The following is a 12,881-nucleotide window of genomic DNA, read 5'->3' as shown; positions in this document are numbered from 1 at the left end:
TTCTCGTTTCGGTTTTAATATCCCACTGCCTTCCGAACGCGACGCTTAGGCAGCTCCCGGCTTTCTGCTTGAGTTGTTTTGCGGTTGTTTTTGGGGGGCAGGATTTGTTTTTTTGCGCTTCTGCGCCGTTCTATCTTGACGTGTCGGTGGGTGTTTTCAGTTATGTCGGTTGCCAAATAAAAAACCCGGCACGAGGCCGGGTTTTTTTATTGGTTGCGGGAGTGCGCAACTACCAAGACCTACGTCCTGCAGAACATGTCCTGCTTGTACTCGCAACCAATCTCTCGGCATGGCGTAACGCCTCCTAGCATGTTGATTTTGTTAGGAGAGTTGTTTTCGCCGCCATACGGGAGCCGGAAAGGGCTCACTATGGCTAAAACACTGATAAACGTTCCGTTCTCACTTCGCCTAACTTTTGAAGAGAGGGCAAAACTCGAAAAGCAAGCTGCCGGAATGCCGCTCGGCGCATATATCCGCAAACAGGTCTTTGGCAAGGACACAACGCCGCGCAAAACTCGCGGAAAGCACCCCGTCAAAGATCACGTTGCCCTCGGGCGCGTTCTGGGTGCGCTCGGCCAATCCCGGCTTTCCAGCAATGTGAACCAGCTTGCCAGGGCGGTAAACACAGGATCATTACCTGTCACACCGGACACTGAGCAATCAATCATCGAGGCTTGCGTAGCAATCGAAGAAATCCGTATCGAACTGCTTCGAGCACTTGGAACGGAGCCCGGAGGTGCCGAATGATCCTGAAGGGCTCCGTCAGAGGAAGCGCACGCGAATTAGCTACCCATTTACTCATTGGTACCGACAACGAACATGCTGAGGTTCACGAGGTTCGCGGCTTTGCCAGCGAAGATCTAACCAATGCACTGATTGAAGCTGAATGTCTTGCGAAAGGAACACGGTGCACGAAGCACCTGTTCTCCCTAAGCGTAAACCCACCTACTCACGAGACTGTATCCATAGAGACCTTTGAAGAGGCTGTTGACCGGATCGAAACCGGGCTCGGATTGGAAAATTGCCCCAGAGCCGTGGTTTTTCATGAGAAAGAAGACCGCCGTCACTGCCATGTTGTTTGGAGCCGCATCGACAGTGAGGAAATGAGGGCTGTGCCGATGCCGTATTTCAAAAATCGGCTAATGGATTTGTCACGCGACCTATTTCTTGAACACGAATGGGATGTCCCTCACGGCATTCTCGACCGATCAGCCAAGAACCCTCTTTCCTTCGATTTGAGCGAATGGCAACAAGCCCAGCGCACGAAACAAGACCCACGCATCATCAAAGCGGTCCTGCGCGATTGCTGGCAGGGTTCGGATTCCAAGGAAGCCTTCAAAGGCGCACTCGAAAGCTACGGCTATTATCTCGCTCGTGGTGATCGCCGCGGCTTCGTGGCCGTCGATGTCAGGGGGGAGGTTTATTCCCTCTCCCGCGCCACCGGCATCAAGACTAAAGACCTGAACGGCAAGCTCGGCGCTCCGAAGGACTTGCCAAGCGTTGATCAGACCAAGGCATTGATGAATGCACGTTGGTCGGAGAAGCTGCAAAAGCTGTCCGACGACCTGGATGCGAAACATGCCCGCCAAAAAGAACCGCTCGATCAGAAATTGGATCAGATCAAACAGCGCCAGCGACAGGAACGGAGTGTTTTAAAGCGGCACCATCAAGCACGATGGGATAAGGAAACAAAAGCGCGATCCGAACGCCTCCCAAGCGGTCTTGGCGGTGTATGGAGCCGCCTGACGGGTAAGTACGCCAATATCCGGCGTCAAAATGAATATCAGGCATGGGAAGCTCTCAAACGCGATCAGGCGGAAAAAGAGCACCAGATTGTCAAACACCTGGAAGAACGTTCATCGCTCCAGAAAACTCGGCAACGTCTGAAACAACAGCAACAAATAGAACGTGCCGAACTTCACCGCGAAATCGCCTCACAAATGGAGCGCAAGGCAGAACTTTGCCAAAATCTGGAAAAGGAATTCAATTCAAAGGTTGAACAGGAACCAAAAGAAACAAGGCGCAGGCGCGGTTTGTATCGTGACAATGACGATCTTGAACCGGAGCTATAGCCATGCCCTAAAGCATCTGCAAACTTTGCAATTCAGACCCCCAACATGGTACAATGTATACATAAATAGAGAATTGATTTTTATAAGGTATTTGCATTGTCACCAACCCATACAGATGAGTTTAATGAAATTGTCAAAGTGCAGAAAGAACGCGCATTGCAGCAGGATCTGGAGGATCTTAATAACGAGCGCCTCGGGAACGTGACGGGGCGCATGCAGCGGTTCTTGAGTCCTGAAGCCTTCGAGAACAACCAAAGCGCCAACTCCGGCAAGAAGGGCTCAACCGCCAAGCTATCCGCGCTTGATATCCTGCTTCTCAACGATCCTGAGTATGCTCGCATCCACAAAGCTGCACTGGATGAAAACCGCGCTGCGCAAGTCAAGGTCACGGACTTGCAGGATCGCATTGATCGGGTCATGGCAAAGCTGGACAACAAGATCGAAGAAACACTCGATCAGGCCGTAACTCTGCCCGATGGCCGCAAGGCTTTCATGAACGAGGATGGCGAGGTCTATACGACTGACGGTGAGCTGGTCGATCAGGCCATAGTCGAAGGGTTTGATTGGAATGGCCGACCGCCACTGGAGACTTATCTGTCACTGACAGCGGATCGAGCAAGGCTAGGAGAGCTTGAGAGCGAAAGCCAGCAACACGGCTTGCGCTTGGGCGAAATTCTGGAAGCTCTTGAGGACCAAGACGATCCGGCGACAAAAGGCGAAGTTCAATCGCTTCGTGAAGAGCAGGACGATATTGTCGAAAACGTCATAAGCATGAACGACGAGGTCCACACCATTGAATCTCGTCACGAAGCGCCATCTGCTTCTATCCAGGCAACCCCAGATCAGCCACTGGTCGCTACAAAGTTCGAATTCGGCTCGTAAATTCAGCGATATTTGAATGGACCGCATTTCTTTTCGAGTACAGCAACAATGACACCCATTGGATGGTACTCAAGCGCCTTTCCCATTACATCGTAGATATACTGTTCTCGTCCTCGACGATCTTCAGCATACCAATCACTTATACAAGTAGACTGTTTGTGATCGTTCTCGTTGGCAATCATATTCGCCATCATCATAGACGTTTGGATATACGATCTACGGCTAACTTCTTCCCATTCTAAAAATTCTTTTGAGGTAAAGCGCTCTTCTGCATATCCATGTATGCAAAATATAATATATATTGCGATAAAGCTTGCAGCAAACAAACGATTTAAAGCAAACATAAGGGAAGGTTTTTGTTATTACTATAATGGATAAGAAATATGGAAAAATTACAGCAAGAAAGAACGCATTTCCGCGTTTCTGAATTTCCCCGACTGCCGAATTCGGGCGTTCCCGCCAACCTCACAAAAGGGTTCCCTTTTGTCCATGTCGGGAGGCCGTTATGAGTGATATTTGGCCAAGAATTGAATGCACTGGTCGCAAGATCGGCTACGCCCGTGTTTCCACGTTTGATCAAAAGCTTAGGATGCAGATGGACGCGCTCAAGGCGGTCAAATGCGACCTGATTTTCACCGATCATGGTGTGTCGGGGGCGAAGTCCAGCCGCCCCGGCCTGGACGGCATGTTGAAGGAATTAAAGGCCGGTGATTCCGTGGTGGTATTAAAGCTGGATCGCCTCGGGCGCTCCGTGCTTCACCTCTCGGACTTGCTGGTGCGTTTTCGGGAAGGCGGAATCCACTTCTGTTCCATTGCAGAAGCGATCAACACGACGACACCGGGCGGGAAGTTCATTTTTCACATGTTCTCCGCCTTCGCCGAATTCCAGCGGGACATCATCATCGAAAATACGATTGCAGGGATGGAAGCCGCCAGAAAACGCGGGAAGCATATTGGTCGCCCTTTCAGCCTCAACCCGCAGCAAGTGGCCTATGCGCATGCATCAATTCACCAACGGGGATGCACTCGAAAACAAACGGCAGAACGCTTCGGCGTGTCCACCATGACACTCAACCGCGCGTTTGAAAGGCTGGAATTGCAGAATTGAATTATTGAGCGACGGCGTGTTTTAAAGCGTCCACTTCTTCCCGCAGATTGTCATTGGCCGCTTCAAGCTTCTCGATCATCGCTTGTTGCTCCTGCACGGATTTGATCAGGAGTGGAACGAGGTCGCCATAGGCAATGCTCTTGGTCTTCATTTCGTCATCAGCGGTGGACACCACTTCCGGCGCGATTTTCTCGACTTCTTGGGCAATCAACCCGACCTTGCGGCCTTTCTGCCAATCCTCATCCTGTTCCTTCCAATAGAAGGTGACAGGGCGTAATTTCATCACATCGGAAAGCCCATAAGAAATATCCGCAACATCCTTCTTCAACCGCGCATCGGAGGTGTTGACGTAGGCCGCATTGCCTGCGACTTGGCCAATTACGTGTAGCTTGTACGACGGACTGGCAGTCCCCCCGATCCCGACATTGCCACTGGGCAACACAGTCAGGGGTGCACTCCAAGCCGAACCGTCATAGTACATTACATTCAAGTGATTACCATTCGCGATATCGTGCTTATACTGCCAATATTTGTTGCTGCTGTTGTCTTGGAGCCAAAGAGTGCTCTCATTGGCACTATTAGTAAGAAGAGCCGCGCTATTACCGACGGCGGACCTGAACTCACCGTTCACATCAAGTGTTGCGGACGGCGTCGTCGTCCCGATCCCGACATTGCCGCCAGTGACATAGATATCGGAGCCTGCTTGTGTCCAGAGGCTGGGGTTTTCGAAATTGTTCGGTTTTTCTGCCCCTGTGACGGGTGAAACCTCAATGCCCGACACGTTCAGGATTTCATTGGTGGCAAGGTCTAAATCCTGCGTTGCGGTGTGGTCACCGAGATTATCCGCCGCGCCGGATGCGCTCACATCCACACAAACCCAAGCCGAGCTTGCATTATCATAGACAACCATCTGCCCGTCCGTACAACTCAGCCCCGCCAGCGTATCCGCTCCACCAGCACCACCAACAACGCCACCACCAACGAAGTTGAACGCTTGCCCATCATCGTAGAGCTGGGAAATGGTTTTGCCACTACAGGATGTTCCCGTAGAATCTTGTTTTACTGTATTAGTGTCTCCGTCTATAATGATGAATAAATCAGCAGTCCCAGTTGGCCTTTCTATTAAACGGTAAAAAATATCGTTATCAGCAGCGAAAGCGCTTCTATGATCGGCAACTATAAAATAAAACCAATCTCTCCCGTCAGCATTCACTCTACATTTAAGAGCATCAGGGATGCTTTCGGCCATGGTATCGCCCTCCATGATGGAAGAAGAACCGCCCGCCATACCGATCCAATTTGTGCCGTTACAATATTGCATGACTTTGTGATCGGAATTGTAGATGATTTTGCTTTCTTCCCCTGCCGGATTCACACAATCAGCAAAGGCTTGCTGCGAAGAAATGAATGCAGCGAATCCAAACATGATAAAAAAAGCAAGTAATCTCATACCAAACCCCATAAAATAATGAAAAATCACGCAGTACCATAGAATTGTCTCAAATATTTCTTAAATAAACAATAATATACTTTAATTATCAAAATTTTACTTTTAATAACTTAACTTTACTGTGATTTGCACCTTATTTTCCTGAATTCATCCTGACACGTCCCACGGCAGGGCAAGCGCCTACTCGGCGCCCTTGCCATGTGTTTGGGCAACAAAACACATGGCAGGAGACAGGCATGGATGAGGAAGAGCGCTATCGCTTTTTGACAGCGGATATCAGGGAAGAGGCCGAACTCTTGATGGATCTGGCGGCAATCAACGCCCGGCTTGTACGGCTAAGCGGGAATACTGCTGCCGCAGGCACACTCGGCCTGTATTTGGCTCAGGATATCGCGCAGGACTATAGGCGGGCGGGCGATCTGCGGAGTTATCAATTCTATTCGCTGGTTCGACTGTTCTGCGAATATGAGGAACTTGTGAACGCGGCGATCAGTAAGCGTTTTTTTGCGTACGCTGGAATTCGGCTCTTACGTGAGCTGGCCTGATATCTGCCCGCTGGAAGAAATAGAGGATTGACGGGAGCGGAGCGCCGTTTGGCGCTCCTGATCCGGTCTTAGTTGTGCGGATCGTCCATCGGTCTGCGCATGACGATGCGCCAATTGATGGGAACGACTTCGAGCTGGATCGAAAAGCCCTTGTTGTCCTTGTGTTTCCAGGCCGTGCCGACCTTGTTCCAGAACAACTTTTCGCCTTTGTCGATGACGTGCCAGGCCAGAAAGTCCGGTGCGTTTTGGGATTGCGGTCATGTCCAACACGGGTGAGCGATAGCGAACTGGCGCGGGCAGGCACTTGACGGCAGCCCACGTTCGGTCAGGACGAATAGCGTTAAAGACATGCCTTGCCGATCCAACGGCGGATCACTGGCGCTTCGAATGCGTTTCACCAACGCCTATCCAAATTTCAACGCACCGTTTCTGCTGTCCCCGCGATCACGCGGGTCTATGGCTTCTCTCCGGTTCTGGCATGGTCTGCCCTGCTTGATGACAAGGATGGCTTAGGCCTTCCTGCTCCACTTTTGATGTTGCGCCCCTGATGGGTGTTATCGCCGAACAGCTGCATGCATCTCCGATCAGCGAGACGACCCGGATGGTCTGGGTCAGATGTGAAACGGAGGCTCAAATGAATGGATGGATAGGACGAGATGAACTTAGAAGGCTGAGCGATCAGGCGCTTTATGGATTGCAAAAACTGCTTTTCCGCGCCCTGACCTGTCCTGGGATCGATCCTGCGGATTTAGCTGCAATTCGCGCGACGCTGGTCGCAATCGAGGCCGAGTTGGGGTGGCGCAGCCAGATCCCGTCTCCTGCGCTTTAGCGGGGACGGGTGAGCCCAAATACGAACCCTTATTTGGGCTCTTCCAGAATGGCATCGTCAATCTGGCGAAGTCGCCGGCGAATAGCGCTGGTTTCAGATTCTATGACGCTCTGAGCTTGTTTATAGGCGTTGTCCAAGGCATTTGCTTTGTCGGGAAGCTCTTCGCGGCCTATGACTTCGAGGTGCTGGAGCTTGTCTTCAATCTCCTGCGTCATTTCAGGATCGCCAGCATTGCTTGCGTAGGCGCTGATATTGCTAAAGCAATTTCCCAGAGCGTGCGTTGCGTCGATCACTTTTTGACGCGCCTCATCGATCTTGTGCGTGTCACGCATTCGGCTTTGCTGATTTTCAAGCTTCGTGGCAATCGAGCTGCATTGAAGCGATTTGTCATGTGCCCAATGCACGTTAACGGATGCCGGATCGTATTCAGGTTCTTCGAAATCATCGTAGAGATTTCGCCAAATTTCCTGCATGAGCGGGGCGATTTCCTTTTCCATCTCCCGCCCGTTCTTTTCCATCACTTTGAGCCGTTCAACAATGGCTGAGCGTGCTGAGATGTCTTGTTGCAGTCTCATTTTTTGAAGCTGCAGCCATGCGGGGCGGGCGGCAATATAGGCTGCAAAAATTGCAAGCCCCGCACCTGTCAGGGTTTGGTATTCGCTGAAGGTGCGCACGACGATGCACATTTTCGTCTCGCATATAGCGGACGGGTCGAGGGGGACGATCATCGCGTTGGCTGTGGCCAATAGGACGAATGTAAAAACGCTTATTACGCCGATGAGCGGATAGTTCAAACGAGCCCCCGTTGCTTCACCCCCTAGTGGCGCATGGCTATACTAGAACTTCGTGTAAAAGGCGACTTGCACAGGAAGGCGTTAGCCGATTTTGGCCGAACAAACGGACAAAATCGGCTCAAAAATTATAGGGGCTTCGCCCCCCGCGCGGGACAAGGGGAACCGAGGCTCAGGCGCAGCCTTGCGCCCGCACCATCCCCTTGCGCTCATTCGCTTTCCCTTGCACCCCCACATTAGCCATGGGGCAGAAGGGCAAGAGACTTGCCCTTCAAACCAATCAAAACAGATCGAGCTGCGATGGCATAGAATCCAGCTTTTGCAGATGGATGAAGTCATTCAGCAGATGGGAGAACTTCAGGCTCATAGCGACATGTACATCATCGCAGATTTTTGGACAGTCTTCGGGTTGATTGGCTTTTCTGTAGGCAGATAGATTCCTTACCGCCCTGCGGTAACCGCTGATGTCCTTGCGCAGCCCCTCAATGATTTCAGCGCGGATCTTTGATAGAACTTGCGTGCGTTTTGGCTCGGGCAGTCTATGTGCGGCATCGATTTCTTCTGCCCTGTAGCCGCGCCGCTCAAAACGCTGCGCATAGGCCGAGATTTGCTTCAAGGTGGGTCGCTTACCGCCAAGCAGATAATACCAAGGATGTCCTGCGCAATATCCGCCACACTCCAATTCTATTTCCAAGATTTCGGCCTGTGTCATGATCCCCTCCCCTTACGCGCAGCGATAGATGAGGGTTTCACCAGCGATGACGGTCTCGGCGTAATCAACAGACAGGTCATGGGCGATGGCGTCATAATCGAGATAGTATTGCAGGCGTTCGGGGATTTCACCGAACAGGCCTTCTTCGACAAACTGCTCGGCCAGCTCACGCATGCTGGACACATAGTAGATGTCCAGATCCACGCCGTCCAAATGCCCTAAGACACGCTCGATGTCGTAGCCGCATTCACCCACGGCCAAAATCACCGTTTTCTTTTCGTCGTCATCCAGTTCATCAACGGCGCTGAAATAGCTTTTCAGATTGGCCTGATTGATCCCGTAGGCCTTGGCGAGTTCGCAATCGATGTCTTCGCCATCGATGAACTGAATCTCGAATTCTTCGACGCGCTGCCCGTAGCTGTTAACGGCGCTGGCCGCCTTGGTTTGATAGTCTTCAAAGTTAGAAAAATAGAAGCCTTGCGCCGATATGTCGTAAGGCTGAGCAAAGAGATAAGTCATTGATAAATCCTCCAAATAGAAAGTGGGTTGTTCATGCAACCCTGCTTCCGGTCGAGGATGGAGATGGGAGGGGACAAGGAAAATCGATGCTGTGTGGTGCGGGCGCAACGCAGTGAGCCACGGTCAGTGTCTATTTTCCTTGCGGGGAGAAAGAGGCAAAGCCTCTTGGCTTCCCCGACAAACAGGAAAGCGCTGCTACGCAGCTCAATACTCATGCGTCAGGGATGGAAGCCAACTGGCCGAGACGACAGACTCGGTTCACGACAGCCCGCCTGGACGGCCAAACAGAACCGGCCATTAAAGCAGCCAAAATTTCTCAAATCTTGAGATTAGAAGACTGTATTTATTGCAAAATAATTGAATGCACTGCCGGCCAATTTACGCTCAAGCTCTTACGGATTTGTGTGTGTACGACCTTGGAGTGAGGCTACCAGCAGGTCAACCAATGCGGAACGTTGCTCCGGGCTCAGCTTATCGAGATTGCGCTGCCGCCAACGCACTGCTGGAAGATCAGCAACGTGTGGGATCTTCAATAGCTCCCAATTTGGCTCGCCGCGCTCAAAACTGATTAAGAATTCGCGGTGGCGATCCGGCATATCACCGATCAACTTCCGAATCATTTCATTTTGGGTTTCGATCAGCTCTTCGATTGCCACATCCTCTTCCGTCATTCCTTCGAAGCCATTGCGATATTCGTTGGCCAGGTCTTTAACGCGACCGGAAAGCACCTCGCCCATGGGTCGGTTGTGGCTCAGCAGATAGACGACAAAAGCCTCGCGTAACTCGTCGGTCAGCCCCTCATTGGCAAGCAGGTCTCGAACGTCGAAGAGATCGCGCGGATGCTGACGATCCAATGCTGCAACCAGCTTGCCCGCGTAGAGGTCTGCAAAAGATACAACGCTTGTTTCTGCGTAACCGAAGGAATCTTCCACTGCTTCAGTCACCGGAATGGTGGACGGCTCATGGACGACGCCGCGCAGCACGGGCGAGACTTCAATTTTCACTTGCGTTCCATCTGCAATGATCAGAAGGCGCAGAATTGTTCCCTCGCTGACATTCTCTGTAATCCGTGCGCCGGGCAATTCCTCTAACGCCGCCGCTTTGATCCGTTTCATGGCTGCGCCAATCTCAGCGAGGGCCTTTGGCCTGTCATGCATTGGCAGATACATGAGGTCTATATCCACCGAAAGACGCGGCAGGTTCCGAACGAAGAGATTGATGGCTGTGCCGCCTTTGAGCGCAAAGCAATTCTCGCGTGCCACGATTGGCAGAAGCCGCATGAGGAGTCGAACCTGGCCTTGGTATTGATCACGAAACGGCATTGAGGTCCTCCGGCACTGTTATCAAATAGACCGGATCAAGCTTTCCGCCCGGAACAAGCATGCGTTTGCCCTTCCCAAGATCGATTGCCTCCTTGTCCAGGCGCTTGAGCCACGCATGACGATGGCGATCGGCAAAGAAAAAGAACAGGCGCTTCACTTTCACGCTGTCGCAATCGACGAGCAGTTTTTGCAGCCGTCTCGGACTGAAATTTGCCGCGCTTTGCATGATCATATCGGCCTGATGAAAACTCTCATGCTTTGGCAATTCATCGAGCATTTCGAGATAAGCGCGCTCTGGCTGTGAGAGCGTCAGCGGCCAATCCCATTGTCCCCATGTGATCGTTGACAAACTGCCGCCCTGAAAGCGGCTCAGATCGCGTCCGCTTCCATCGGATATGTTCCAAGCAAGACTGCTTAGCCCGAATGTGATGGGATCGTTCCGGAATAGCGTTGCGCTGTTGTGATAGACGAAGCGCTGGGGGAGGTTCAGCTTTTTCAGCCAGGCGGGTGGCTTCTTCGGTCCGTAGAGATGAACAGTCTTGGTCTCGTGCGAGAGGTAGTGAGCAAATCCCTTTAGTTCCAGCGCTGTTCGTCCGCCTACGATAAGCGGCGTTCTTAGTAGCAAAGTTTGGAGCGATATAACGACTTGTTGCCAGCTTAGACTACCGCGTGGTCGCCTGTAGACGCTGCGAACGGGTTGCTCCAGCCATCCACTTTTGACGTAGTAGGCGCGCAGATTGCTGGCTATGCCGCGTTCTTCCAGCCAAGCGGCATCAACGACCAACCCTTCAGGCAGATCCTTTTCAAGTCGGTTTAGCAATGAAGAATTATGCTCAGCCATACTGAGTATATTACAGCATTTTCAAACCAAATTCAAGTTTGACAATTTCACAAAAAGCTCAACACTACTGAGTAAATAGGGAAGATGATAAACTGAGCTTTCACACTGCAATAGCCTGACCCGATCCCCTCCTCTTCAGTGGGGACCCCGCTGGCTAAACCTTAATGAGGCTCCCCACGAACATCCAGAAGCAGACTATCGCTATTTTATTTTTCGCTGTCGCTCTGTGACTGCAGCTAACCATTTTTCCAACGCTTCTATTTCCGAGGTAATGTCGTCAGGAGTTGGAGCAACAGGGTTCATTGCATCAGACGTTTTATGAAGCATTTCCGAGCACTGCCCGTAGTGCTTTCTCATTGTGTCGGCATCTTCTTGTTTGATAGCAGAAAGTTTCGCAAATCCCTTTGTATCGACCTTGCTGGAGAAGGTGCGTAATACAGGAGAAACAGCATCTTCCACCGCTGTTTCCCAAGCTTGACGAAGGCTGTCAATCAGACCGCGGGCCGTGATAAGCCAAGTTGTTCCATCGGGGTCTTGTTCATGTTGGATACGCGTATTGCCAAGGTGTGCGCGAATTGTTTTTAGCCGCGAGGCAGCATCCTGAGCTTTTTCCGGCGGCTCGTTTCGACAGTGACCCGGCGTTTTCTGCCGTTTTTGGATATGGCGCAGCGCGACTTCCGTCTTTTGAGCCGGATCATCGACCTGAGCGCAGGCATTGCGAAGAAGAAACAAGAATGGAAGGTCGTGCGTGAACACGATCACCTGACGATTGCGCCCCTCTTCCGCGAGCCGTTTTGCTATGGCTTCACGGTGCAAGTGATCGAGTGACGAGACCGGATCATCGAAAATAATACCGGAATGGCTGTTATTGGTGGCAAGCTCGGCCATGAAGCCCGCCAACGCAACGCAGCGATATTCCCCTTCACTCAATACATCGCCTGCGTTACGCGAGGAGCTTTGAATCAAGCTGATCTTGAACCGCGAAACGCCGTGCTTTGAACCTGCTTGCGTTAATTCAATGGCCAGACCGGCCAGATTCAGGTGATCAATTTCCTTGGCAAATCGCGCCCGCAAGCGATCCGTGATCAAGGCCTCCGAAAGGCTGGTATTTTTCGCAGTAATATTGTTTGGCTTGGTGTCTTTGAGGGCAGATTGTAGTTTTGCGATGGCCTTCAAACGTCCGATTTCAGCGATCACATCAGCTTTGATCCCCGCAAGCCATTGCCTGTCTTTCAGCTCTTCTAGTTCCGTACGTAGCGCTTTGCGCTCATCACTATCCTCTTCGGCCAGGAGAGCTGTGATCCGGGATTGAATTGAGATGATGACATCGTCCAAACCAATGCCTTTTAGCAGCGGTACATCGACATTCACATCAGCATTAGAACGCAGCATACCGCGTAGCCGCCATTGCGCCTTGAGCGCAAATGCCCGTACTGCGACCGCCAGATCCGCATTGCCGAGTTCATCGGCAAGAAACGAGCATTCTTTTAGCAGGACTGAGGACAACAGAGCCTTACCAATCAGCTCTTTTCTAAAATTAGTAAGTGCAGTGTGGGCTGCTGTTTCTTCCTGCTGCGTACGATCTTGAACGAAGCTTTCAAATCTACGCAGACGGCTTGCCGCATCGGAGCTCAACTCCTGATGACACAGAACACATCGCGCATCACCTTCGGTCTAAGAGCCTGACCGATAAATAATTTGAGTGATATCAGTTACTTGTGGTTCTGTCGATTTTGCGAAGAAAGACGGAGTTGCACATGTGGACCGATATCACCCGGCAGCAGCATGCCCGATCAGGGCTGCGCCTGCC

The 12,881-nt window shown here is 51.6% G+C and carries 16 protein-coding genes; 7 read left to right on the top strand and 9 right to left on the bottom strand.

The features are described from left to right. From ABJZ52_RS04410 to ABJZ52_RS04395, 4 genes are all read left to right on the top strand, one after another. Nucleotides 1-308, top strand: a 308-nt coding sequence (locus tag ABJZ52_RS04410) for a hypothetical protein (RefSeq protein WP_348185423.1), incomplete at its 5' end; no start/stop codon positions are given. Nucleotides 309-369: 61 nt separating this feature from the next. Continuing rightward, on the top strand, nt 370-747 hold the full coding sequence (locus ABJZ52_RS04405) for a hypothetical protein (protein WP_348185421.1): 378 nt from the start codon (nt 370-372) through the stop codon (nt 745-747). After that, nucleotides 744-2,072, top strand: a complete 1,329-nt coding sequence (locus ABJZ52_RS04400) for a relaxase/mobilization nuclease domain-containing protein (protein ID WP_348185418.1) — start codon at nt 744-746, stop codon at nt 2,070-2,072. Before ABJZ52_RS04405 ends, ABJZ52_RS04400 begins: the two co-directional genes overlap by 4 nt. A 138-nt stretch (nt 2,073-2,210) precedes the next feature. Next, complete coding sequence (locus tag ABJZ52_RS04395; protein WP_348185415.1) at nt 2,211-2,954, top strand: hypothetical protein; 744 nt, start codon at nt 2,211-2,213, stop codon at nt 2,952-2,954. Between the two features lie 2 nt (nt 2,955-2,956). On the opposite strand, the gene ABJZ52_RS04390 is transcribed toward ABJZ52_RS04395, so the two are convergent. Then, nucleotides 2,957-3,298 carry a hypothetical protein gene (locus ABJZ52_RS04390; RefSeq protein ID WP_348185413.1) on the bottom strand — a complete coding sequence of 114 codons (342 nt, stop codon included), beginning with the start codon at nt 3,296-3,298 and terminating at the stop codon, nt 2,957-2,959. Between the two features lie 161 nt (nt 3,299-3,459). Here ABJZ52_RS04390 and ABJZ52_RS04385 point away from each other — a divergent pair, with 161 nt between their 5' ends. Next, nucleotides 3,460-4,062, top strand: a complete 603-nt coding sequence (locus ABJZ52_RS04385; RefSeq protein ID WP_348185410.1) for a recombinase family protein — start codon at nt 3,460-3,462, stop codon at nt 4,060-4,062. 1 nt (nt 4,063) lies between these two features. On the opposite strand, the gene ABJZ52_RS04380 is transcribed toward ABJZ52_RS04385, so the two are convergent. Continuing rightward, a complete protein-coding gene (locus ABJZ52_RS04380; RefSeq protein WP_348185407.1) occupies nt 4,064-5,542 on the bottom strand; it encodes a tail fiber domain-containing protein in 1,479 nt (492 codons plus the stop codon). Between the two features lie 206 nt (nt 5,543-5,748). Between ABJZ52_RS04380 and ABJZ52_RS04375 the strand changes: the two genes are divergently transcribed. Beyond that, entirely contained in the window at nt 5,749-6,057 is a 309-nt protein-coding gene (locus ABJZ52_RS04375) for a hypothetical protein (RefSeq protein ID WP_348185404.1), read from the top strand. 68 nt (nt 6,058-6,125) lie between these two features. On the opposite strand, the gene ABJZ52_RS04370 is transcribed toward ABJZ52_RS04375, so the two are convergent. After that, nucleotides 6,126-6,254, bottom strand: coding sequence for a hypothetical protein (locus tag ABJZ52_RS04370; RefSeq protein ID WP_348185401.1), 129 nt, complete (start codon nt 6,252-6,254; stop codon nt 6,126-6,128). Between the two features lie 437 nt (nt 6,255-6,691). On the opposite strand from ABJZ52_RS04370, the gene ABJZ52_RS04365 reads away from it, so the two are divergent. Further along, on the top strand, nt 6,692-6,886 hold the full coding sequence (locus ABJZ52_RS04365) for a hypothetical protein (RefSeq protein ID WP_348185398.1): 195 nt from the start codon (nt 6,692-6,694) through the stop codon (nt 6,884-6,886). Between the two features lie 29 nt (nt 6,887-6,915). On the opposite strand, the gene ABJZ52_RS04360 is transcribed toward ABJZ52_RS04365, so the two are convergent. From ABJZ52_RS04360 to ABJZ52_RS04335, 6 genes are all read right to left on the bottom strand, one after another. Next, the gene (locus ABJZ52_RS04360) at nt 6,916-7,680 is read right to left on the bottom strand and encodes a hypothetical protein (protein WP_348185396.1); all 765 of its coding nucleotides are present in this window, start codon (nt 7,678-7,680) and stop codon (nt 6,916-6,918) included. Nucleotides 7,681-7,957: 277 nt separating this feature from the next. Then, nucleotides 7,958-8,389 carry a hypothetical protein gene (locus ABJZ52_RS04355; protein ID WP_348185393.1) on the bottom strand — a complete coding sequence of 144 codons (432 nt, stop codon included), beginning with the start codon at nt 8,387-8,389 and terminating at the stop codon, nt 7,958-7,960. A gap of 12 nt (nt 8,390-8,401) precedes the next feature. Continuing rightward, nucleotides 8,402-8,947 carry an antirestriction protein ArdA gene (locus ABJZ52_RS04350; RefSeq protein WP_348185390.1) on the bottom strand — a complete coding sequence of 182 codons (546 nt, stop codon included), beginning with the start codon at nt 8,945-8,947 and terminating at the stop codon, nt 8,402-8,404. A gap of 353 nt (nt 8,948-9,300) precedes the next feature. Next, the gene (locus ABJZ52_RS04345; RefSeq protein WP_348185386.1) at nt 9,301-10,230 is read right to left on the bottom strand and encodes a nucleotidyl transferase AbiEii/AbiGii toxin family protein; all 930 of its coding nucleotides are present in this window, start codon (nt 10,228-10,230) and stop codon (nt 9,301-9,303) included. Next, entirely contained in the window at nt 10,217-11,071 is an 855-nt protein-coding gene (locus tag ABJZ52_RS04340) for a type IV toxin-antitoxin system AbiEi family antitoxin domain-containing protein (protein ID WP_348185384.1), read from the bottom strand. Before ABJZ52_RS04340 ends, ABJZ52_RS04345 begins: the two co-directional genes overlap by 14 nt. A gap of 201 nt (nt 11,072-11,272) precedes the next feature. Next, complete coding sequence (locus tag ABJZ52_RS04335; RefSeq protein WP_348185381.1) at nt 11,273-12,706, bottom strand: AAA family ATPase; 1,434 nt, start codon at nt 12,704-12,706, stop codon at nt 11,273-11,275. Nucleotides 12,707-12,881: the final 175 nt, after the last annotated feature.

The sequence above is a fragment of the Roseibium sp. genome (genome assembly GCF_039982295.1).
GTDB lineage: Bacteria > Pseudomonadota > Alphaproteobacteria > Rhizobiales > Stappiaceae > Roseibium.
Note: the sequence above shows the minus strand (reverse complement) of the source record. Positions and strands in the feature narration are given on the sequence as shown.